This window comes from Aquitalea sp. ASV15 (assembly GCF_016429115.1).
GTDB classification, from domain to species: domain Bacteria; phylum Pseudomonadota; class Gammaproteobacteria; order Burkholderiales; family Chromobacteriaceae; genus Aquitalea; species Aquitalea magnusonii.
Window position 1 is genome coordinate 20,239 of sequence record NZ_JAELTZ010000021.1, and the last position, 22,306, is coordinate 42,544.

General features: G+C 60.6%; 22 protein-coding genes. 18 read left to right on the forward strand and 4 right to left on the reverse strand.

Annotated features, from left to right (window positions below):
- Positions 1 to 97 precede the first annotated feature (97 nt).
- The 6 genes from truA (at position 98) to JHD64_RS11325 (ending at position 5,970) form a co-directional block, all read left to right on the forward strand.
- A complete protein-coding gene (gene truA / locus JHD64_RS11300) occupies positions 98 to 886 on the forward strand; it encodes a tRNA pseudouridine(38-40) synthase TruA (RefSeq protein WP_059287194.1) in 789 nt (262 codons plus the stop codon).
- Between the two features lies 1 nt (position 887).
- A complete protein-coding gene (locus JHD64_RS11305) occupies positions 888 to 1,511 on the forward strand; it encodes a phosphoribosylanthranilate isomerase (protein WP_199053289.1) in 624 nt (207 codons plus the stop codon).
- Positions 1,498 to 2,700, forward strand: a complete 1,203-nt coding sequence (gene trpB, locus JHD64_RS11310; RefSeq protein ID WP_110313488.1) for a tryptophan synthase subunit beta — start codon at positions 1,498 to 1,500, stop codon at positions 2,698 to 2,700. The genes JHD64_RS11305 and trpB overlap by 14 nt, the downstream gene beginning before the upstream one ends.
- An 18-nt stretch (positions 2,701 to 2,718) precedes the next feature.
- Positions 2,719 to 3,507 (forward strand): tryptophan synthase subunit alpha, encoded by a 789-nt coding sequence (gene trpA / locus JHD64_RS11315; RefSeq protein ID WP_059287193.1) that lies wholly within the window; start codon positions 2,719 to 2,721, stop codon positions 3,505 to 3,507.
- An 82-nt stretch (positions 3,508 to 3,589) separates the two neighbouring features.
- Positions 3,590 to 4,459, forward strand: coding sequence for an acetyl-CoA carboxylase, carboxyltransferase subunit beta (gene accD, locus JHD64_RS11320; RefSeq protein WP_059287192.1), 870 nt, complete (start codon positions 3,590 to 3,592; stop codon positions 4,457 to 4,459).
- A gap of 119 nt (positions 4,460 to 4,578) precedes the next feature.
- Positions 4,579 to 5,970, forward strand: a complete 1,392-nt coding sequence (locus JHD64_RS11325; protein WP_199053290.1) for an FAD-binding oxidoreductase — start codon at positions 4,579 to 4,581, stop codon at positions 5,968 to 5,970.
- Positions 5,971 to 6,043: 73 nt separating this feature from the next.
- Here the strand turns inward: JHD64_RS11325 and JHD64_RS11330 are convergent, their stop codons facing one another.
- The 3 genes from JHD64_RS11330 to tsaD all read right to left on the reverse strand — a co-directional run bounded on the left by JHD64_RS11330 (position 6,044) and on the right by tsaD (position 10,188).
- Positions 6,044 to 6,769 carry an SDR family oxidoreductase gene (locus tag JHD64_RS11330; protein WP_199053291.1) on the reverse strand — a complete coding sequence of 242 codons (726 nt, stop codon included), beginning with the start codon at positions 6,767 to 6,769 and terminating at the stop codon, positions 6,044 to 6,046.
- A gap of 433 nt (positions 6,770 to 7,202) precedes the next feature.
- A complete protein-coding gene (locus JHD64_RS11335; protein ID WP_199053292.1) occupies positions 7,203 to 9,119 on the reverse strand; it encodes an ATP-binding cassette domain-containing protein in 1,917 nt (638 codons plus the stop codon).
- A gap of 43 nt (positions 9,120 to 9,162) precedes the next feature.
- On the reverse strand, positions 9,163 to 10,188 hold the full coding sequence (gene tsaD, locus JHD64_RS11340; RefSeq protein WP_199053293.1) for a tRNA (adenosine(37)-N6)-threonylcarbamoyltransferase complex transferase subunit TsaD: 1,026 nt from the start codon (positions 10,186 to 10,188) through the stop codon (positions 9,163 to 9,165).
- Between the two features lie 122 nt (positions 10,189 to 10,310).
- Here tsaD and JHD64_RS11345 point away from each other — a divergent pair, with 122 nt between their 5' ends.
- The 12 genes from JHD64_RS11345 to flgL all read left to right on the forward strand — a co-directional run bounded on the left by JHD64_RS11345 (position 10,311) and on the right by flgL (position 21,164).
- Positions 10,311 to 10,727, forward strand: a complete 417-nt coding sequence (locus JHD64_RS11345) for an OsmC family protein (RefSeq protein ID WP_059285868.1) — start codon at positions 10,311 to 10,313, stop codon at positions 10,725 to 10,727.
- Between the two features lie 257 nt (positions 10,728 to 10,984).
- Positions 10,985 to 11,395, forward strand: coding sequence for a flagellar basal body rod protein FlgB (flgB, locus tag JHD64_RS11350; RefSeq protein WP_059285867.1), 411 nt, complete (start codon positions 10,985 to 10,987; stop codon positions 11,393 to 11,395).
- A 2-nt stretch (positions 11,396 to 11,397) separates the two neighbouring features.
- Entirely contained in the window at positions 11,398 to 11,808 is a 411-nt protein-coding gene (flgC, locus tag JHD64_RS11355; RefSeq protein WP_059285866.1) for a flagellar basal body rod protein FlgC, read from the forward strand.
- A gap of 15 nt (positions 11,809 to 11,823) precedes the next feature.
- The gene (locus JHD64_RS11360; protein ID WP_082693428.1) at positions 11,824 to 12,528 is read left to right on the forward strand and encodes a flagellar hook assembly protein FlgD; all 705 of its coding nucleotides are present in this window, start codon (positions 11,824 to 11,826) and stop codon (positions 12,526 to 12,528) included.
- 41 nt (positions 12,529 to 12,569) lie between these two features.
- The gene (gene flgE / locus JHD64_RS11365) at positions 12,570 to 13,835 is read left to right on the forward strand and encodes a flagellar hook protein FlgE (protein ID WP_059285864.1); all 1,266 of its coding nucleotides are present in this window, start codon (positions 12,570 to 12,572) and stop codon (positions 13,833 to 13,835) included.
- Between the two features lie 39 nt (positions 13,836 to 13,874).
- The gene (locus JHD64_RS11370; RefSeq protein ID WP_199053294.1) at positions 13,875 to 14,615 is read left to right on the forward strand and encodes a flagellar basal body rod protein FlgF; all 741 of its coding nucleotides are present in this window, start codon (positions 13,875 to 13,877) and stop codon (positions 14,613 to 14,615) included.
- A gap of 53 nt (positions 14,616 to 14,668) precedes the next feature.
- Complete coding sequence (gene flgG / locus JHD64_RS11375) at positions 14,669 to 15,451, forward strand: flagellar basal-body rod protein FlgG (RefSeq protein ID WP_059285862.1); 783 nt, start codon at positions 14,669 to 14,671, stop codon at positions 15,449 to 15,451.
- Between the two features lie 80 nt (positions 15,452 to 15,531).
- On the forward strand, positions 15,532 to 16,215 hold the full coding sequence (locus JHD64_RS11380) for a flagellar basal body L-ring protein FlgH (protein WP_199053295.1): 684 nt from the start codon (positions 15,532 to 15,534) through the stop codon (positions 16,213 to 16,215).
- 26 nt (positions 16,216 to 16,241) lie between these two features.
- Entirely contained in the window at positions 16,242 to 17,339 is a 1,098-nt protein-coding gene (locus JHD64_RS11385; protein WP_199053296.1) for a flagellar basal body P-ring protein FlgI, read from the forward strand.
- Between the two features lie 89 nt (positions 17,340 to 17,428).
- Positions 17,429 to 18,388 carry a flagellar assembly peptidoglycan hydrolase FlgJ gene (gene flgJ / locus JHD64_RS11390; protein WP_199053297.1) on the forward strand — a complete coding sequence of 320 codons (960 nt, stop codon included), beginning with the start codon at positions 17,429 to 17,431 and terminating at the stop codon, positions 18,386 to 18,388.
- A 46-nt stretch (positions 18,389 to 18,434) separates the two neighbouring features.
- On the forward strand, positions 18,435 to 20,234 hold the full coding sequence (flgK, locus tag JHD64_RS11395) for a flagellar hook-associated protein FlgK (RefSeq protein ID WP_199053298.1): 1,800 nt from the start codon (positions 18,435 to 18,437) through the stop codon (positions 20,232 to 20,234).
- A gap of 15 nt (positions 20,235 to 20,249) precedes the next feature.
- Positions 20,250 to 21,164, forward strand: coding sequence for a flagellar hook-associated protein FlgL (gene flgL / locus JHD64_RS11400; RefSeq protein ID WP_059285858.1), 915 nt, complete (start codon positions 20,250 to 20,252; stop codon positions 21,162 to 21,164).
- Between the two features lie 75 nt (positions 21,165 to 21,239).
- On the opposite strand, the gene astE is transcribed toward flgL, so the two are convergent.
- Positions 21,240 to 22,253 (reverse strand): succinylglutamate desuccinylase, encoded by a 1,014-nt coding sequence (gene astE, locus JHD64_RS11405; RefSeq protein ID WP_199053299.1) that lies wholly within the window; start codon positions 22,251 to 22,253, stop codon positions 21,240 to 21,242.
- Positions 22,254 to 22,306 lie beyond the last annotated feature (53 nt).

Here is a 22,306-nt window from a genome sequence, read left to right on the forward strand (position 1 = left end):
CGTAAACCCCGCCGGATAGGGTAGAGTTGTTGTTTTAGCGTCCGTTGTTGTCGGCCAAGGCTGCGGCAGCGGAGGATGTTGCAAGCAAGGTGTGGGCATGAGAATAGCGCTCGGCATCGAGTATGACGGCCGGGCTTTTTCCGGCTGGCAGACTCAGCCGCATGGCAATACCGTCCAGGACAGATTGAACCAGGCCCTGAGCCAGATCGCCGGACAAGACATTACAACCCTGGCCGCCGGCCGTACCGATGCCGGTGTGCATGCGGCCATGCAGGTGGTGCACTTCGACAGCCCGATTGCGCGCCCGCTCAATGCCTGGGTGCGCGGGGTGAATGCCCATCTGCCGCCCGAGGTGGCCGTGGTGTGGGCACGCGAGGTGGACGAGGATTTCCATGCCCGTTTCTCCGCCTTTTCCCGCGCCTACAGCTACTTCCTGCTGACGCATCCGGTGCGCCCCTGTCTGCTGGCCGGCAAGGTGGGCTGGTATCACCAGCCGCTGGATGTCGAGGCCATGCGCCAGGCTGCCACCATCTTGCTGGGGCAGCATGATTTTTCCAGTTTTCGTGCGGCAGAATGCCAGGCGAAAAGCCCGGTCAAACACCTGCAGCAACTGGAGATCAGCGAGGCGGGCGGGCTGATCCGTTTCGATCTGCTGGCCGATGCCTTCCTGCACCACATGGTGCGCAATATCGTTGGTGCACTGGTGTATGTGGGCAAGGGCAGCCTGGATGCGGCTGATCTTGAGGCGCTGCTTGCCGCACAGGATCGTACCCGTGCACCGCCAACTTTCATGCCGGACGGGCTGTACCTGACCGGAGTCGGTTATCCGGCACAGTATCAATTGCCATCGCAGGCCGCACCGGCCCGCCTGGCGCTGTGGAGATGATGTGAGCATCAGAATCAAGATTTGCGGCATTACCCGGCCGGAGGATGGCGCGGAAGCCGCCCGCCTGGGCGCCGATGCCATCGGCCTGGTGTTTTACCCGAAAAGCCCGCGCAATGTCAGCCTGGTGCAGGCGCAGGCGGTGATTGCCGCCTTGCCGCCCTTTGTCAGCGTGGTGGCGCTGTTCGTCAATCCGGAGCGCGAATGGGTGGAAGAAGTGCTGGCGGCGTGCAGCATCGACATGCTGCAATTCCACGGTGAAGAAAGCGCGGAATTCTGCCGCTCCTTCCGCCGTCCCTATCTCAAGGCGGTACGGGTGAAGCCCGGACTGGACCTGACAGCCGCCACCACCCAATACCCGGACGCCCGCGGCCTGCTGACCGACGCCTTTGTCGAAGGCGCGCACGGTGGTACCGGGACCACCTTTGACTGGACCTTGTTGCCAGCAGACCTGCCCCTGCCGCTGATTTTGTCCGGCGGGCTGGACGACCAGAATATCAAGCAAGCCGTGGCCGCTGTGCGGCCGGCGGCAGTGGATGTTTCCAGCGGTGTGGAAGCAGCCAAGGGAATCAAAGATGCTGCCAGAATGGCAGCGTTCATATCAGGAGCAAGGCATGGAGCGGTATGATCTTCCGGATGCAAACGGCCACTTCGGACCGTATGGTGGCGTCTATGTTGCCGAAACCTTGATGGCGGCACTGGACGAACTCAAGAACGAATACGAGCGCGTCAAGGCCGATCCGACTTTCTGGGAAGAGTTTCGCCACGAGCTGAAACACTATGTGGGCCGCCCCAGTCCCATCTACCACGCCAGGCGCTGGTCGGAGCAACTGGGTGGTGCACAGATTTTCTTCAAGCGTGAAGACCTCAACCACACTGGTGCGCACAAGATCAGCAATGCCATCGGCCAGGCCCTGCTTGCCCGCCGCATGGGCAAGAAGCGGGTGATTGCGGAGACCGGTGCCGGCCAGCATGGCGTAGCCACTGCCACCGTGGCTGCCCGCTACGGCATGGAATGCTTTGTCTACATGGGGGCAGAGGACATCAAGCGCCAGTCGCCCAATGTCTTCCGCATGAAACTGCTTGGTGCCACCGTGGTGCCGGTGGAGTCCGGCTCCAAGACCCTGAAAGACGCGCTGAACGAAGCCATGCGCGACTGGGTGACCAATGTCGACAGCACCTTCTACATTCTGGGCACGGCGGCCGGTCCGCACCCGTATCCGATGATGGTGCGCGACTTCCTGTCGGTGATCGGCGAGGAATCCAAAGAACAGATGCCGGAAGTAGCCGGTCGTCAGCCGGATGTGGTGGTGGCCTGCGTGGGTGGCGGTTCCAACGCCATCGGCATGTTCTATCCCTATATCAATGTGGACGGTGTGCGCATGGTGGGTGTCGAGGCCGGTGGCCATGGCATTGCCAGCGGCATGCATGCCGCTCCGCTGTCCGGTGGTGCCGGCGTGGGGGTGCTGCACGGTGCCAAGAGCTATCTGATGCAGGATGCCAACGGCCAGGTAGTGGAAACCCACTCGGTGTCGGCTGGCCTGGATTACCCTGGTGTCGGCCCGGAGCATAGCTACCTGAAAGACATCGGCCGCGCCGAATATGTCGCCATCGACGACCAGGAAGCCCTGAGCGCCTTCCACGACTGCTGTCATCTGGAAGGCATCATCCCGGCACTGGAATCCAGCCATGCGCTGGCCTGGGCCGCCAAGGTGGCGCCGACCATGGGCAAGGACAAGGTGATTCTGGTCAACCTGTCCGGTCGTGGCGACAAGGACATCAATACCGTGGCCGGTCTTGCCGGTATCACGCTCTAACCAGGCTAAGGAAGGCTTATGTCACGTATTGCTGCATGTTTTGCCCGGCTGGATGGCAAGAAGGCGCTGATTCCCTTTATCACCGCCGGCGACCCGCACCCTGCGCTTACGGTGGAGCTGATGCACGGCCTGGTGGATGGCGGTGCCGACATCATCGAACTGGGCGTGCCGTTTTCCGATCCGATGGCCGATGGCCCGGTCATCCAGCGTGCCTCCGAGCGCGCACTGCTGCACAAGGTGGGTCTGCGCGATGTACTGGCCATGGTGGCCCAGTTCCGCCAGACCAATACCACCACGCCGGTGGTGCTGATGGGCTATCTCAACCCGGTCTTCGTCATGGGTTATGCCAGCTTCGCCGCGCAAGCGCGCGAAGCTGGCGTAGATGGCGTGCTGACGGTGGATTGCCCGCCGGAAGAAGCGGCGGAACTGTCTGCTGCGCTGATCGCGGCGGATCTGGACCCGGTATTCCTGATTGCCCCGACCACGCCAGAGGCACGGGTGCGTGAAATCGCCCGTCACGCCCGTGGTTATGTCTACTATGTGTCGCTGAAAGGCGTCACCGGTGCAGGAAATCTGGACATTGACGATGTAGCGCGTAAAATTGCCGCCCTTAGAGCACATATTCAGGTTCCCATCGGCGTTGGCTTCGGCATTCGCGATGCCGCCACCGCCAAGGCCATCTCAGTGACGGCCGATGCCGTGGTGGTGGGGAGCCGGCTGGTGCAGGAAATCGAGGCGGCTACAGAACAAACCGCCAAAGAGCGGTTGACCGGTCTGGTAGCAGAATTGAAAGCTGCCATTCTTTAAGGACACGCAAACGGGGTGACAACACCCCGTTTTATTGTCAGTCCGGCATAGCCTGCCGGACTGCGTTGAGCAAGGAGTCAGCATGAGCTGGTTGAACAAGCTCCTGCCGCCGAAGATCAAGCGCGATTCCCGCGCTGACAAGCCTTCAGCGGTACCGGAGGGGCTGTGGAGCAAGTGCCCGGCATGTGAAGCCGTACTGTATTACACCGACCTGGAGAGCAATCTGCAGGTATGTCCCAAATGTAATCACCACCACCCGCTGAATGCCCGTCAGCGGCTGCACATGTTGCTGGATGACGAAGGCCGCCGTGAAATCGGTGCCGAGGTCAAGCCGGTGGATATTCTCAAGTTCAAGGATGGCAAGCGCTATCCCGACCGCCTGGCAGCGGCGCAAAGCAGCACCGGCGAAGATGATGCGCTGGTGGTGATGCAAGGCAGCATCCATTCCATGCCGGCTGTCGTCGCCGCCTTTGAGTTCCGCTTTATCGGCGGCTCCATGGGTTCGGTGGTGGGCGAGCGTTTCGTGCGTGGCGTACAGGCTGCCATCGAAGCCAAGGCGCCGTTCATCTGCGTGGCGGCATCCGGTGGTGCGCGCATGCAGGAGGGCCTGAACTCGCTGATGCAGATGGCCAAGACCAGTGCCGCGCTGCAATTGCTGACCGATCACCAGCTGCCGTTCATCTCGGTACTGACCGATCCCACCATGGGCGGCGTGTCTGCCTCCTTCGCCTTCCTGGGCGATGTGGTGATTGGCGAGCCGGGTGCGCTGATCGGCTTTGCCGGCCCGCGCGTGATCGAGCAAACCGTGCGCGAAACCCTGCCGGAAGGCTTCCAGCGTTCGGAATTCCTGCTGGAAAAGGGTGCCATCGACATGATCGTCGATCGCCGCGAACTCAAGCGCAAGATTGCCGAGCTGGTGTCCATGCTGCAAAAACAGGCGGCTGTTGCCTGAATCTTGCTGACCGTCACGATGTGATGCAGGCCGCTTCCCTTGCTAAGGTAAGCGGCTTTTTTATTTGCCTGGCCGCGTGCTAAGGTAGTCGCTGCCCTCTTTATTGCCTGGATCCTGCCGTGCTCACCCCATCCCAACTCGCTGCCTTGCAAACCCTCATCCCGGCCGAACGCATTCATGACGATGCCGCTACGCTGGAGCGCTACGGCCAGGACTGGACGCGCTATACCAAGCCGCAAGCGGCGGCGGTGGTGTTTCCACGCGGTGTCGAGGAGGTGCAGGCCGTGGTGTGCTGGGCCAATGCGCATAGGGTGGCCATTGTGCCATCCGGTGGTCGCACCGGCCTGTCCGGCGGAGCCGTGGCGGCGCACGGCGAAGTGGTGGTGTCCTTCGAGCGGATGAACCGTATCGACCAGTTCGACCCGCTGGCGCGCACCGTACGTTGCCAGGCGGGCGTGGTCACCGCGGCGCTGCAGGCCTTTGCCCGCGAGCAGGGGCTGCTGTATCCGGTGGACTTTGCCGCCAGCGGCTCCAGCCAGATCGGCGGCAATATCGCCACCAACGCCGGTGGCATCCGCGTGGTGCGCTATGGCATGACCCGTGACTGGATCGCCGGACTGACGGTGGTGACCGGCAGTGGCGAGTTGCTGCAGTGCAATCTGGGGCTGAACAAGAACAATAGCGGCTATGACTTCCGCCACCTGTTCATCGGCTCCGAGGGCACGCTGGGGCTGGTGGTGGAGGCGACGGTGCGCTTGTGTGATCCGGCACCGCCAAGCGCAGTGCTGTTGCTGGCCGTGCCGCAATTGGCCGACATCATGGCGGTGTTCCATGCCTTTCGCAGCCGGCTCACCTTGCAAGCCTTCGAGTTTTTCTCCGACCAGGCCTTGAGCCATGTGCTGGCGGCCGAGCAGGCCAGGCCGCCACTGGCACAGCGCCAGCCTTTTTATGTGCTGCTGGAGTGCGAATTGCCGCCATCGGCTGACGATGCGCTGGTCTTGCAGGCATTTGAACATTGCCTGGAGCAAGGCTGGGTGGCCGATGGCGTGCTGGCCCAGTCCGCGCAGCAGGCCGGTGCGCTATGGCGCTTGCGCGAGGGTATCAGTGCCGCCATCACCCCCTATACCCCGTACAAGAACGACATCTCGGTGGTGATCAGCCGGCTGCCCGCCTTCGTGGAGCGCTTGCAGGCCTTGCTGGAGCACGACTATCCGGATTTCGAGGTGCTGTGGTATGGCCATATCGGCGATGGCAATCTGCATATCAATGTGCTGAAGCCGGCCAGTTGGGCGCTGGCAGATTTCCGGCGCGCCTGCGAGGCGGTCAACGAGCAGGTATTTGCCCTGGTGGCGGAGTTTGCCGGCAGCATGTCGGCCGAGCATGGTGTGGGCTTGCTCAAGCGCGATTATCTGGGCGTGACACGTAGCGCGGCAGATAGGGCGCTGATGCGTGGGGTCAAGGCGGTTTTCGATCCCAATAACATCATGAATCCGGGCAAGCTGCTGGTTTGAGCAGGGGTTTGCCTGCCACCGCCCGCCAGCAGCGGGTGGCAGGCACACTGGTGAAGTGCCGGCTGCGCCAGGCTCAGGCCCAGGCGGCGCCGCCATTCAGATGCAGCACCTCGCCATTCATCCCCGGGTTGGCCATCAGGAACAGTGCCGCTTCGGCAAACTCGCTGGCCTCGCCCAGCCGTTTCAAGGGCAGGGTATGGGCCAGGGCTTGCAGTCGCGTGGCATCGTTACCCAGCGCCCCGCTCAGCAGCGGCGTATGCATGGGGCCGGGGCTGATCACATTGATGCGGCGGGGTGCCAGCTCCGCCACCAGGCTGTGCGCCAGCGTTTCCACCGCACCGGCGGCCACGGCGGCCAGCGCCTTGCCCGGCTGTGGCCGCTGCGTGACCATGCCGGAGGTCAGGGTGATGGAGCCACTGGCGGCCAGCCGGGGTGCTGCGGCGCGGATGCTGTGCACGCTACCCCAGAAGCGGCTGTCCAGATTGGTTTGCAGTGCGGTGATGTCTGCCTCCAGCAACAAGCCGGGGCGGATCACGGCGGCGGTGATCAGCAAGTGATCCAGCGCCGGGATGGCGGCGAAAAAGGCTTGAATGGAAGCGGCGTCCAGTACGTCGACGGGGTGGCTGCTGGCCTGTTGCCCCAGGCTGTGCACTGCCTGTTGCAGCTTGTCTGTGCTGGAGGAGCCGATGATGACCCTGGCACCGGCGTGGATGGCTGCTTGCGCACTGGCCAGTCCCAGTCCGGAGCTGCCGCCGATGATCACGACTGTTTGGTCCTGCAAGCTGTGCCTGGTGCGCATACGCCCTCCGAATTGGCTAAAAGAGCGATGCTAGAGCGGAGTTGGCCTGGCTGAAACCAGATATTTCCTTAACTACCGTGGCAATATCCGGGGCTATCGCCTGCAGCCCGGCAGGGGGTGTGGCGCTGACCGAGCCGTGGCCTATCCTGCGCTGGCCGGCGGCGGCACTATTGACCGGTGAGCCGCGCCAGGGCAGGCTGTCGTGGTCGGTGTGAGCTGGCCGAGGGTCTGGCAGCCTGCCGTGCGTCGCATGCCTTTGCGACAGCGCATTTGCCCCTTTTCTGAGCGATGACTGCAAGTATTTCTACGGCAAAGGGTTTTTTGCTTTGTTCAAAGCTTATCCACAGCTTTATCCTCTGATTGCTGTGGATAATTGCAGCCGGCAGCAAGAGGCGGGGCGGTGTTTGCCGGCCCGCTCTTGCTGTGCGGGTGGTCAGTCCGGGCTGTCCATGCTGTTTTCCAGTGCCTCCAGCTGTTCTTGCAGCAGCATCCAGTCTTCTTCTACTTGAGCCAGTTCACTGCTGACCACGCCCAGCCGTTTGACCGCCTCGGCCAGCCTGCCCTTGTTGGCCTCGCTATAGGCGTCCTCGCCGGACATAAAGGCATCCAGCTGGTTTTTTTCGCTGCTGAGCTGTTCCAGCTGCTTTTCCAGCTTGGCGAGCTGGCTCAGTAGCGGCTTTTTCAGCTGGGCCAGCTTCTGGCGGGCTTCGGCCTCCTGGCGTTTCTGCTCCTTGCGGTTGACGCTTTGGGCGTCACCCGTGGAGGGTTTGCCGCTTTCCGCCAGCTGGGCCAGCCGCCATTGGCGATAGTCTTCCAGATCGCCATCAAAGGGCGTGACGGTGCCGCCGCTGACCAGCCAGAACAGGTCGGTGGTGGACTCCAGCAGGCTGCGGTCGTGGGATACCACGATCAGCGCGCCGGAGAAGTCCTGCAAGGCCAGCGTCAGCGCATGGCGCATTTCCAGGTCCAGGTGGTTGGTGGGTTCGTCCAGCAGCAAGAGATTGGGCTTTTGCCAGACGATCATGGCCAGGGCCAGCCGGGCCTTTTCGCCGCCGGACATCGGGCCGACCAGATCGGTGGCATTGTCGCCACGGAAATTGAAGCCGCCGAGGAAGCTGCGCAACTCCAGCTCGCGGGCGCCAGGTGCCAGTCGCTGCATATGCTGCAGCGGCGACTCATCCACGCGCAGGGTTTCCAGCTGGTGCTGGGCGAAATAGCCTATCTTCAGCGTTTGTGCCTTGATCAGTTCGCCTGCCTGTGCCGGCAGATCGCCCGCCAGCAGCTTCACCAGCGTCGATTTGCCGGCACCATTCACCCCCAGCAGGCCGATGCGGCTGCCGGCTTCCACCGACAGCGACAGGCCGCGCAGAATGGTGGTGCTGCCGTAGCCGATATCCACCTTGTCCAGCCGCAGTAGTGGATTGGGCAGATTGTCCGGGCTGTCGAAGTGAAAATCGAAGGGCGAGGCGACATGGGCCGGGGCGATGCGCTCCAGCTTTTCCAGCGCCTTCACCCGGCTTTGTGCCTGCTTGGCCTTGGTCGCCTTGGCCTTGAAGCGGGTGATGAAGGACTCCAGATGGGCAATCTGGCGTTGCTGCTTGTCAAACTCGCCCTGCTGGCGCGCCAGCTTTTCCGCACGCATGGTTTCAAACTGGCTGTAATTGCCGGTGTACAGCGTCAGGGTCTGGTTGGCTACTTCGGCGATATGACTGCAAATACTGTCGAGGAAGTCACGGTCGTGCGAGATGATCAGCAAGGTGCCGGGATAGCTTTGCAGCCAGTCTTCCAGCCACAGCACGGTTTCCAGATCCAGATGGTTGGTGGGTTCGTCCAGCAGCAGCAGGTCGGAGCGGCACATCAGCGCCTGCGCCAGGTTCAGCCGCATGCGCCAGCCACCGGAAAAGCTCTTGACCGGCTGCTGGTGTGCTTCGGTGGCAAAGCCCAGGCCAGTCAGCAGCTTGGCGGCGCGGGCCGGGGCAGAGTAGGCCTCGATGCGGGCCAGTTCGCCGTGCAGATGGCCGATGGCGCTGCCATCGTCACGCGCTTCTGCGGCCGCCAGTTCGGCTTCCAGCTGGCGCAGTTCGTGGTCGCCATCCAGCACGTAATCGATGGCAGCGGTATCCAGTGCCGGGGTTTCCTGTGCCACATGGGCCATCACCCATTGCCTGGGGATGTCGGCGTCACCGCCATCGGCGTGCAGCTCGCCCTTGAGCAGGGCAAACAGGCTGGATTTGCCCACGCCATTGGCACCGACCAGGCCGGTCTTGTAGCCGGGATTCAGGGTAAGGCTGGCGTTGACCAGCAATTCTTTCAGGCCGCGACGCAGGCTGAGGTTTTTCAGTTGGATCATGTTAGGCAGGCTGGCCGGATGCGTGGCACCCGGCGTGGTTGGTTCAGGCGGCGGGCAGGGTGGACAGGTCCCAGCGCGGTTTGATCGAATAGCTACCCGGTGCCGTGGCGTATTGCAGCCGCATGGCGCCGGCAAAGGCAATCATGGCGCCGTTGTCGGTACACAGCGCCAGTGGCGGGTAGTACACCTGCAGCTTGCGCCGCAGGGCGGCCTGATCCAGCGCGGCGCGCAGCTGCTTGTTGGCCCCCACGCCACCGGCCACCACCAGTTTTTTCATGCCGGTCTGTTTCAGCGCCTTGAGCGATTTGCTGACCAGCACTTCGACAATGGCCTCCTGAAAGGCGCGGCAGATGTCCTTGCGGGTTTGCTCGTCAATCTGGCCATGCTCGGCTTCCACCTGTTTGCTGAGTGTCAGCACGGCGGTTTTCAGGCCGGAAAAGCTCATGTCCAGGTTGTCACTGTGCAGCATGGGGCGTGGCAGGCTAAAGCGTGCCGGGTCGCCTTCTTCTGCCAGTTTCGACAGCAAGGGGCCGCCAGGGTAGGGCAGGCCCAGCAGTTTGGCGGTTTTGTCGAAGGCTTCGCCGGCCGCGTCGTCCAGCGTTTCACCCAGTACCTCGTACTGGCCGATGCCGCGTACCGCCATCAGCTGGGTGTGGCCGCCAGAAACCAGCAGGGCGATAAAGGGAAAGTCTGGCCGTGGCTCTGCCAGCAGTGGCGACAGCAGATGGCCTTCCAGATGATGAACGCCGATCACCGGAATGTTCAGGCCAAAGGCCAGTGCATTGGCCACGCTGGCCCCCACCAGCAGCGCCCCGCCAAGGCCGGGACCCTGGGTGTAGGCGATGGCGTCCACATCGGCCAGGGTCTTGCCGACTTCGGCCAGACAGGCTTCGGTGAGCGGGATGACCCGGCGGATGTGGTCGCGGCTGGCCAGTTCGGGCACCACGCCACCGTATTCGGCGTGCATGGCCATTTGCGTATGCAGATGGTGGGCGATGAGGCCCGCCTTCAGGTCGTACAGTGCAACGCCGGTTTCGTCGCACGATGATTCGATTCCAAGTACCAGCATGATGGCTTTATAACAGGGTAATCTTTCCATTTTACCGGTGAATCTTTGTCTGCCCAAATCGGGAATGATAGTCTGTGGCGATCAAGCGGATTTGCGCTGAACAAAAGCGGAAGGGTGGAGCAGTGAAAGCAAGACTGAAATGGGTGGATGGCGTGTGCTTCATGGGCGAGAGCGGTAGCGGCCACGCGGTGGTGATGGATGGCGCGCCGGAGGGGGGGGGCCGTAATCTGGGGCCGCGCCCGATGGAGCTGCTGTTGCTGGGCACGGCCGGTTGTACCAGCTATGACGTGATTTCCATCCTGAAAAAGTCGCGCCAGCAAGTGACCGACTGCTGGGTGGAAATGGAGGCCGAGCGTGCCGAGACCGAACCCAAGGTGTTCACCAAAATCCATTTCCATTTTGTGGTGACCGGGCGGGAGCTGAAGCCGGAAGTGGTGGAGCGGGCCATCAAGCTGTCGGCCGAGAAATATTGCTCGGCCTCCATCATGCTGGGCAAGACCGCCGACATCACCCACGATTTCGAGGTGCGTGAGGGCTGATGTCCTCGGCGGGCAGCCTGGCTGCCCTGTCAGTAGTCAACAAGACCGCCGCTGCCATCCGGTAGCGGCGGTCTTGTTTTTGCCGCTGGCGGCAGTGGCGGTGACACGGCGGCAAAACTTGCCGCTCCTGCCGCTTGCCGCGACCTGTCTGCTGGTGGGGGGAGGGGGTGAAGCCAATAAAATCAATGCTCTGAATGGATGGTTTTTCCTGGCACGGTTCCTGCTAATGATGGGGACGTATCCAGGGAGGTAGGGTCATGTTGGACAAGATTGGCAAGGAATTCGATTTTCAGCAGCGGGCGCTCAATTTGCGCGCATACCGCCAGGAAGTCATTGCCAGCAATATTGCCAACGCCGATACCCCCAATTACAAGGCAGTGGATTTCGATTTCAAGCAGGCCTTGCAGTCTGCGCAGGATGGACAAGGCAAGCTGGCGATGAATGTGACTGATGCGCGTCATCTGGCTGGAAACGCAGGCGGAAGTGCCGGCAAACCGGCTGTGCAGTATCGCAATGCGGTACAGCAAAGCCTGGACGGTAACACGGTGGACATGGATGTGGAGCGCGCTGCCTTTGCCGATAACGCCTTGCAGTACCAGTCCACGCTCACCTTTCTGAGCAAGCGTATTTCCAGTCTGAATAGCGCCATCACCGGTGGAGGTCAGTAAACATGTCGCTCGCTAATATTTTTGCCATTTCCGGTTCGGCACTGACAGCCCAGTCCATGCGTCTCAACGTGGTGGCCAGCAATATCGCCAACGCGGAAAGCGCCACCAGCTCCACCGGTCAGCCTTACAAGGGCCGCCACGTGGTGTTTACCGCGCTGCCGGTCACCGCCGATCAGCCGCAAGTGGCTGGGGTGCGGGTGACTTCCATCGTGGAAGACCAGACCCCGCCGCGGCTGAAGTACGACCCCAGCAACCCTCTGGCGGACGAAAAGGGCTACGTCAACATGCCCAATGTCAATCCGGTCGAGGAAATGTCCGACATGATTTCCGCCTCGCGCTCGTATCAGACCAATGTGGAAATGATGAATACCGCCAAAACCTTGCTGCAGAAGACCCTGCAGCTTGGACAGTGATGAAAGGCAGCAGCCATGACCAGCTCGGTTAATTCCTCGACCAATCCGTATGCGATGCTGAACGGCAGCTCCAGCACATCTGGCAGCAGCACCAGCTCGACCAATGCCAATACTGATACCAGCGCACAGGGTATCCAGGATCGCTTCCTCAAGCTGCTGGTGACGCAGTTGCAGGCGCAGGACCCGATGAATCCGATGGATAACAGCCAGATCACCAGCCAGATGGCGCAGATCAGCCAGGTATCCGGCATGCAGACGCTTAACACCGCCATGCAGAGCCTGGTGCAATCGCAAGCCGCCAACCAGTCTTTGATGGCCGCCACCATGATTGGCAAGCAGGCACTGGTACCGGGCAATGCGCTGAGCCTGACCAGCGGTTCCAATGTGCAAGGTGCGGTCAATCTGAGTGGCGCTGCCACCGACTACACCGTCAGCATTGCCGACGCCAATGGCAATGTGGTGGATACCCTGACGGTGAAAAGCCCCAGCAGCGGTCTGAATTCCTTTAACTGGGACGGCAAGGATGCCAACGGCAACCAGCTGCCCAGCGGCAAATACACGTTCAGCGCCAAGGCCACCAGTGCCAGCAGTACTGCGGTAACGGCCACGCCGTATGCCAACCAGGCGGTCACTGCCGTCAGCTGGGCCAGCGGCACGCCGCAGCTGATCATGAAAGACGGCAGCAGCGTCGGGCTGGCCAGCATTGCCCAGTTGTCTTAATCAAAAGTCATTAGCGCAAACAGGTTTCGGGGAGTAGTGTCATGGGTTTTCAACAAGGTTTGAGCGGTCTGAATTCGGCGTCTGCACAGCTGGATACCATCGGTAACAACGTATCCAACGCCAGCACCGTCGGTTTCAAGAGTTCGCGCACCGAGTTTGGCGATCTGTTCTCCACCAGCTTTTATGGTGTGGCCAATACCAGCGCCGGTATCGGCTCGCAGGTGAGTGGAGTCACCCAGTCCTTTAGCGCGGGCAACATTACCCCGACCGGTCGCAGCCTGGACCTTGCCATCAATAACAACGGCTTTTTCATCGTACGGCAGAACCCGACCTCCAGCACCGGCTCGCTGGCCTATACCCGTAATGGCCAGTTCCAGGTGGACAAGGATGGTTACATCGTCAATGGCAACGACCGCCTGCAAGGCTGGATGGCCAATAATGGCGTGGTGACCCAGGGCCCGGTAACCGACCTGAAACTGCAAACCAACCTGATTTCGCCGGCAGCGACTACCAAGGTCTCCATGGGGGTCAATCTGGACTCTCGCCTGAGTGCCCCTACGGTGACGCCGCTGAATCCGACCAATACCAATAGTTTCAACTGGTCGAATGCCGCGCAGGTGTATGACAGCCTGGGTAATCAGCACAACCTGACCCTGTACTACGTCAAGGGCACGCCGACCGCCACCGGCACGCCGTGGACGGTAACCGCCTATGTCGATGGCAGTCCGGCTAGCGGCACCAATACCTACACGATGAACTACGATACCTCCGGTAATCTGATCACTACTACATCTACCACACCTCCCACGCCTATCGCACCGTTCAGTGTCACCTTCTCCCCGACGCCGGTGAATGGTTCTTCGGCACCGGTAACCTTTACCGTGGATTACACCGGTTCCACCCAGGTGGCGCAGGCTTCCGGTACCCCGACCGAAACAGTGGATGGCTATGCCCCGGGTACGCTGAGCAGCATGAATATCGACACCCACGGCAATATCATGGCCAGCTTTTCCAATGGTCAGAACAAAGTCATCGGGCAAGTGGCACTGGCCACCTTCACCAACTCGCAAGGCCTGCAAAATGAAGGCGGCAACCGCTGGCAGCAGACCCTGCAATCCGGCGTGCCAGCCTACAATGCCCCGGGTTCCGGCAATGCCGGTACCGTGCAGTCGCAGGCACTGGAAGATTCCAACGTCGACCTGACTGCGGAACTGGTCAACATGATTACCGCGCAGCGCTTCTACCAGGCGAATGCCCAGACCATCAAGACCGAAGACACCTTGATGCAGACCATCATCAATCTGTGATTGATGTCAGCCAGATCAGCCTAAGGAAGCGGGGAAGCAATGGATAAGATGCTGTACCTGGCCATGACCGGTGCCAAGCACATCGATTTGCAGCAAGCCACCACGGCCAATAATCTGTCCAATGCCAATACCAATGCCTTCAAGGCCGACCTGGCCTCCTTCCGTGCGCTGCCGGTAGTGGGCCCCGGTGCGCCGACCCGTACTTATGTGGTGGACAACACCATTGGCCATGACATGAGCCAGGGCAGCCTGATGCATACCGGCAGCCCCAGTGACTTTGCCCTGGGTTCGCCCGGTTTCTTCGCCGTGCAGGCCTCGGATGGCAGTGAAGCCTATACCCGCGATGGCGGCTACGTGCTGGACGCCAATGGCATGATGCGCACCCGCAGTGGCCTGCCCATCACCGGGGATGGCGGCCCGATTACCGTGCCGACCGGCTATCAGGTGCAGCTGGGTCAGGATGGTTCGGTTGTCGGCGTGCCGCAAAACGGCAAGGACCGTACCCCGCAACTGCTGGGGCAGATCAAGCTGGTCAATCCCGCTACCAAGGAAGTGTACAAGGGGCCGGACGGGCTGTTCCGCATGAACAGTGGCGATACCGCCACGGCCGACACCTCGGTCAAACTGGTGCCGGAAACGCTGGAAGCCAGCAATGTCAACGCGGTGGAAAGCCTGGTGCAGATGATCTCCCACGGTCGCCAGTACGACATGAATATCAAGCTGATGACCAATGCTGATCAGAACGATCAGAAAGCCACCCAGCTGCTGGCCATGGGCTAAGCCCGGCTGCTCCCATACTCATAACAAATCAAGAATTCTGAGGAAACACCGCCATGATGCGTGCGCTTTATGTTGCCAAGACCGGGATGGACTCCAGCCAGTTCAATCTGGATGTCATTTCCAACAACCTGGCCAACGTCAACACCGTGGGTTTCAAGCGCGGGCGCGCTGTGTTCGAAGATCTTTACTATCAGACCCTGCGCCAGCCGGGTGCGCAGCTGGCAGATGGCAGCACCACGCCCACCGGTTTGCAGGTTGGTACTGGTGCCACGGCAGTGGCTACCGCCAAGAACTTCACCCAGGGCAATATGACGCAGAGCAGCCAGCCACTGGACTGGGCGATTACCGGCGATGGCTTTTTCCGTATCCTGCGCCCGGATGGCACCACGGCTTATACCCGTGATGGTGAGTTCAAGCGCAACTCCAGTGGTGACATCGTCACCTCGGATGGCTATCAGCTCAACCCCAATATCAATATCCCCAGCACGGCTTCGCAAATTACCGTTTCCACCGCCGGTGTGGTGCAGTACTTCCTGCCCAACAATCCGGCACCGCAAACCGCCGGCACCATCCAGCTGACGACCTTCATCAATCCGCAAGGTCTGGAAAGTGTCGGCAATAATCTGTACCTGCAAAGTGCCTCCTCCGGCGATCCGCAGGATGGCGATCCGGGTACGGACAGCCGTGGTCTGGTCATGCAGGGTTTTCTGGAAGGCTCCAACGTCAATGTGACCGAGGAGCTGGTCAACATGATTACCGCCCAGCGTTCGTTTGAAATGAACTCCAAGGCGATCACCACGGCCGACCAGATGCTGCAGAAGCTGACGCAGATGTAAGCTGCCGGTTCTGCTGGTGGTATTTAAACGCTAAAATCAGTTTTTGCTTGATGGCCGGCTGGCGGTGTGAGGAGGGCGGAATGAAAATGCTGAAATGGATGATGCCGGGGATGCTGGCATTGCTGCTGGCCGCTTGTGCGGCGCAGGAGCCGCCGCTGGTGACCCTGCCCATGACTGCGCGGCCGCAACCGCAAGCCAATACCCTGCCGGCCAATGGTTCTATCTTCCAAGCGGGCAGTTACCGTGCCATGTTCGAAGACAAGATGCCGGCACTGGTGGGCGACACGCTGACCATCTCGATTCAGGAAAAGTCCTCCACCTCGCAGTCGGAACAAACCACGGCCACCCGTTCTTCCGCGCTCAATGAAAGCCTGTCCAGCGGCATCCAGCTGCCGTTTGTGCCTAGCAGTCTGGGCAAGGGTGTCGGCGCTTCCATAACCGGCAGCGGCTCGGCCAACAATACCGGCAAGGGCACCAACCAGGTGGCCACCACCTTTGTCAGCTCCATTACCGTGACCGTGATCGAAGTGCTGGCCAATGGCAATCTGGTGGTCAGTGGTGAAAAAGTGGTGCGCATCAATGGCGATACCGAATCCATCCGCCTGTCCGGAGTGGTCAATCCGCGTGATATCGCGGCCGACCGCTCGGTATCCTCGCTCAAGGTGGCCGATGCCCGCATCGAGCAGGAAACCAAGGGTAATAACCGTCTGTACAACGAGCCGGGCTGGCTGGCCAAATTTTTCCTGAGCATCATCCCCATCTGACGATGCGGCTCGGGCTGGATGACATGATGAACAAACTATTGCTGGCAGCATTGCTGCTGATGCTGGGTGGGCAGGCGCTGGCGGCCGACCGCCTCAAGGACATTACCAATATCGCCGGCGTGCGCTCCAACCAATTGCTGGGCTACGGCCTGGTGGTGGGTCTGGATGGCAGCGGCGACAAGGTGACATCCTCGCCGTTTACCGGTCAGTCGCTGTCGAACATGCTGACCCAGCTGGGCGTGCAGATTCCGCCCGGAACCAAGGTCGACCCCAAGAATGTGGCGGCAGTCAGCCTCACCGCCACCTTGCCGCCCTTCGCCCGTAAAGGCCAGGCGCTGGATGTCACCGTCTCCTCGATTGGCGATGCCAAGAGTCTGCGCGGGGGGACCTTGCTGCTGTCGCCACTCAAGGGGGCTGACGGGCAGATTTACGGCATGGCGCAGGGTAATGTGCTGGTGGGCGGTGCAGGCGCAGCGGCCGGTGGCAGCAAGGCCCAGATCAACCAGCTGAGTGTGGGGCGGATTGCCGGTGGTGCCACGGTGGAGCGTGAAGTGCCTACGGCGCTGGGGAGTGGCGAATTCATCAATCTGGAATTGCAGGAAGCCAATTTCACCATGGCCAACCGGGTGGTCCAGGCCATCAACAAGGCATTTGGCAGTGGCACCGCCCGTGCGGTGGACGGAGGCCTGGTGGAAGTACGTGCGCCCTTCGATTCCAACCAGCGCGTGCAGTTTCTGTCGCGGATGGAAAATCTTGCCGTCGACCCGGCAGAAGTTTCCCCTCTGGTCATCATCAACGCCCGGACCGGCTCCATCGTGATGAACCAGGCGGTACAGCTGGAACCCTGCGCCATCGCCCACGGCAACCTTACCGTCACCATCAGTAACAACCCGCAGGTCAGTCAGCCCCCTGCGCTGTCTGGTGGCCAGACGGTGGCCACCAATCAGGCTAATGTCAGCGTCACCAGCGATGGCGGCAAGGTGCTGAAAGTGGCCAAGAGCGCCAATCTCAACCAGGTTGTCTCGGCACTGAATGCACTGGGTGCCACGCCGCAAGACCTGATTTCCATCTTGCAGGCAATGAAGGCTGCCGGATCGCTCAAGGCTGATTTGCAAATCATCTGAGCCCGGTTTTTCTTGCTGAAAAAGGCCCCGTCGACGGGGCCTTTTGCGTTGGCCCGCTTCTTGCTTTTAGCCGGGTGGAGGAGTGAAGAATGACGACGCAGTTTTCCAGTACCTATACAGCAAACGATGCCCTGAACCAGCAGCTGGCGGTGGATCCCACCCAGATGTCCAGCCTGCGTTCGCGCATGGCCAAGGACCCCAAGGGGGCGGCCAAGGAAGCGGCGTCGCAGTTCGAAGCCCTGCTGATGGGAACCATGCTGAAAACCATGCGTGAAACCAAGTTTGACGACGAGGGCGACTCCGCCATGGATACCTACCGCGGCATGCTGGACCAGCAGATGGTGCAGTCGCTGAGCCGTGCCGGCGGCATGGGAATTGCCGATCTGGTGTACAAGCAGATCGCCAAGCAATCCGGTTTTGATACCGGCAGCGATGCCAGCAAGCTGCGTCCGGCGGCCAGCAGCCCGGTACTGCCCACCCGCTTTAGCCAGTCGAGCGGGGTGAAAGCCTATCAGGCCGCCCAGAGCGAGGCAGCCAGCGCCGGTCTGGCCACGGCACAGGCAGACAGCACCGTCGTCAGCGATGGCAAGAGCTTCATCCAGGGCATGTTGCCGCATGCCCGCAATGCAGCGTCCCAGCTTGGTGTGGCACCGGAGTTCGTGGTGGCCCATGCCGCGCTGGAAAGCGGTTGGGGCAAGCGTGCCATTCGCAATGCGGATGGCAGCAATTCACACAACCTGTTCGGCATCAAGGCCACCGGTGACTGGCAAGGCAAGTCCACCAGCATCACCACCACCGAATATGTGAACGGTAGTGCGCAGAAAAAGGTGGAGAAATTCCGCTCTTATGATTCGTATGCCGATGCCTTCAGTGATTACGCCAGCATGCTGAAGAATTCGCCGCGCTACCAGGCCGCATTGAATCAGGGCCGCAATGTGCTGGGTTTCGCCCAGGGCTTGCAAAACGGCGGCTATGCCACCGATCCGCGCTATGCGCGCAAACTGGTGGATGTGGCCGCTACGCTGGCACAGCAGGCGGTGCGCTCTTGATTAAAGTTTCAGCAGTTGCGGTCGATAAAACAGCAGAGAGGCGATAATGGGCTCAAACATTTTTTCCATTGGCCTAAGCGGCCTGAATGCAGCACAAACTGCGCTTTCTGTTGTCGGCCAGAATATTTCCAATGCCAATACTCCGGGCTACAACCGCCAGGTGCTGAGTCAGGCGGCGCGCATGCCGCAGCAGGAAGGCTTCGGCTACCTGGGGCAGGGGGTGGACATCACCGGTGTCAGCCGTATTTATGACAAGTATCTCGATTCGCAAGTATTGAGTGCGCAGGCCGGCAGTAACTTCTATTCCAGCCAGTTGTCGCAGCTGAACCAGATCAACAATCTGCTGGCTGATCCGACCGTCGGGCTGAATAATTCTTTCCAGAGTTTTTACAGCAGCCTGCAGACGCTGTCGCAGGATCCGTCGTCGATTCCCAGCCGGCAGACCGTGGTCAACATGTCGCAGGCGCTGGTGTCCAACTTCACTGCCATCGGCAACAATCTGTCCCAGATGCAGGCCGGGGCCAATTCGCAGATTACCAGCACTGTCACCAGCATCAATGCGCTGACCCAGAACATCGCTGATCTGAACCATCAGATCGCAGCGGCGGCGGCCAGTAATACCCAGCAGCAGCCCAATGACCTGATGGATCAGCGCGACCAGGTCATGGAGCAGCTGAACAAGCTGGTGACTGCCAAAGCAGTGCCACAGTCGGACGGGACCTATAGCGTGTTCGTCGGCAATGGTCAGGCACTGGTGATCGGGAACCAGGCCAGCAAGCTGGCTACCCAGGCCGATCCGGCCAATCCGCAGAATGTGCAGGTGACCTATCCCAATCCCAATGGCACTGCCACGGTGATTTCCAGTTCGGTACTGTCAGGCGGGCAATTGGCCGGTTATATGTCTTTCCGCGACGGCACCCTGCTGACCACCCAGCAAAAGCTGGGTACGCTGGTCATCGACTTCACCACGGCGATGAATTATCAGAACCAGCTGGGGCGTGACCTTTCGGGCAACCAGGGCGGGAAGATTTTTGCCGACATGACCAGCTATGCCACGCATCCGCAAGATGCCGTGGCCAATATGCAGTTGCTGCTGGCAGATCCTTCCAAGCTCGCGGCATCTTCGTCCTTGCAGCTGGGTGCCGGTGGCATTAGCCCTGCCGGCACCGGTGTCACCTTGTCCGGCGTCTGGGCCAGCCTGCCCGGCACCTATGGCTGGAGCAGCACCACCACGCCGCCGACTACCGCGACGCACCCGGTTACCGGTCTGACCGGCATGACCATCAATGCCACTACCGCCACCAGCATTACGGCCAAGCTGACCGGCGGGCCGGATAATGGGCAGACCTTCAATGTCGTGCCGGATCCAACGGTTTCCAACGGCTACAAACTGGTGGACAGTGCCACCCCGGCCAATGATCTGGGTATCAAGTTCCAGTTATCCGGCCAGATACAGGCTGGCATGACCATCAATGTCGCGCCGGTGCCGGTCGGCACCGCGGTCATCGGTAATGGTAATAATCTGGGCGAGATGATGGCGTTGCAAACCCGCAAGATCGTGGATGAAAACAAGAACGGCAGCAATGGCGGCTTGCAGTCATTCCAGACTTATTACTCCACCACCGTCAGTTATGTGGGCAATGCCACCAATACGGTGAGCCTGGCCTCTTCGTCGCAGACCACCTTGCTGCAACAGGCCACGACCTCCCGTTCCAATGTCAGTGGCGTGAACATGGATCAGGAAGCAGCAGACCTGATCAAGTACCAACAGGCTTATCAGGCATCTGGCAAGGTGCTGCAGATTGCACAAACCATTTTCCAGCAGATCCTGCAAATGGGCGGCTGAGGCGAGGGTTGAATCATGAGAATCAGTACCGCAACATCCTATATGACCGGCACCTACGACATGCAATCGCTGCAGTCGCAGTTGCAGACCCTGCAAACCCAGCTGGATACCCAGAAGCGGGTGGTGACTCCGGCAGATGATCCGGTTGCCGCTGCGCGTATTTTGCAGCTGAGCCAGTCCGATGGCATGAATACCCAGTTTGTCACCAATACCAAGGCGGTGGAATCGACCTTGTCGCTGGCCGAATCCCAGCTGACCAATGCCTCCAACCTGCTGACCAGCATCAAGGCGGTCGCCATTCAGGCGGGAAATACCGTCCTGACCTCGGACCAGTTGCTGATGATCCAGAAACAGGTGCAGGAAGGCATTGCCGAAATGACCGGTTATGCCAATGCGACCGATGGCAAGGGCAATTACCTGTTTAGCGGCAACAAGGTGGATACTCCTCCCTATGTGCTGGATGCCACTTACACCGCCACGTATCAAGGCGATACCGGCCAGCGCAATGTGCCCATCAGCTCCTCGCGCAGCATGCAGATTTCCGATGCCGGCAGCAATGTGTTTGGCAATGCCAGCAGTGCCACCGCCGTGTTTGATGCCTTGAAGTCGCTGAATGATCTCTTGGCGCAAAATCCAAAGCCGGCCACCTATAGCACTGATATGGGGAATATCGTCTCAGCACTGGATTCCGCGCAAAAAAACCTGGCGACCAGCATTGCCTCGATTGGTGCACGACGCCAGGAAAACCAGAGTGTGCAGGATATGGGCACCCAGCTTGGCTTGCAGTACAAGACCGGCATCAGTGATTTGCAGGATCTGGACATGCCCAGTGCCATCACCAGCTTTACCCAGACCCAGACTTCATTGAAATACAGCCAGCTGGTATACAACAAGGTGAGCAGCCTGTCGCTGTTCAACTATATGTCCTGATGTCCTGAGCCCCGTCGCATCGCTCAGTGAGAAATCGGCCGCCCTTGGGCGGCCGTTTTCATGCTGGATGCACTATCAGACCGCGAGCATGGCCGGCTCCACCACGATGCCGGCACGCAGGCCCGGTTTGACGCCGGGGTTGGGAAACAGAATGCGCTCCTCGCCACCGCTGGCCACATAGCGTTGTGCGCCATCCTCGGCAATCAGCATGCCATCCGGCAGCACGGTGAAGTTTTCCACGCTGGCAGCCAGATGCAGGCGGAAAGCTTCGCTGTGCTTGATCAGATCATATTTGGCACGGAATAGCGGGTAGTCGCCATCGCGGTAGTCGGGCAGGGCGGGCGTGCTGTTGTCCAGCAACTGGCGCAGGGCCTGATCGATGCCGGCAAAGCGGCTGAGGTCGTTCTCGCCAAAGGGCCTGGCCTTGCCCAGCTCCAGCGTGAAGGCAGCGGCCTGATGTTGCTGGCTGGTGTAATAGCTGAAGGTATTGGCCGGCTTGCTGTGCAGCAACACCGCCTCGATACCGCAATGTTTCAGCCAGGCCAGCTGGCTGCGTTGGTGCGGGCGCTGATGCAAGAAGGGATAGATGGCAAATTTTTCGTAGACCGAACCGCGAATGGCGGTGTGCAGGTCGTAATGCAATTTGCCATGCTCCGGGCCGGCCTGCGCAAAGAAGCGGCTGGCGTGTTGTTCCAGCAGTGCGGCGCGCTCCGCTTCGTACAAGCCGGCGTGTGGCTGATGGGCGCCATTGAACAGGCGATTCAGATCGTAATCCAGGTAGCGTTCACCGCAGCGCATGGCTTGTGGATTGCCGAACAGCACCAGCAAGGGGTGGTGCAAGTGCAGCCGGCCGCTGGCGATGTCGGACAGGATGCCATCCACCACTTCCACCGGTGCGGTTTCATTGCCGTGTATGCCGCAGGACAGCAGGATGTAGCTGCAGTTGGTAGCGGGTGTGGCCGGGCGTAGTTCGACCGCGCTGTCATCATGCCAGCAGGCGGTGACACCGTGCGCCAGAGTCCAGCTGGTTTCCGCCAGCGCTGCCGGCTGCAGCACATGCTGCAGAAAACGAGAATGCGAGGTGGTCATGGGCTATCCGTGCGGAGGGAAGGGCTGATTGTAACCATTCCCGCATGGCTTGC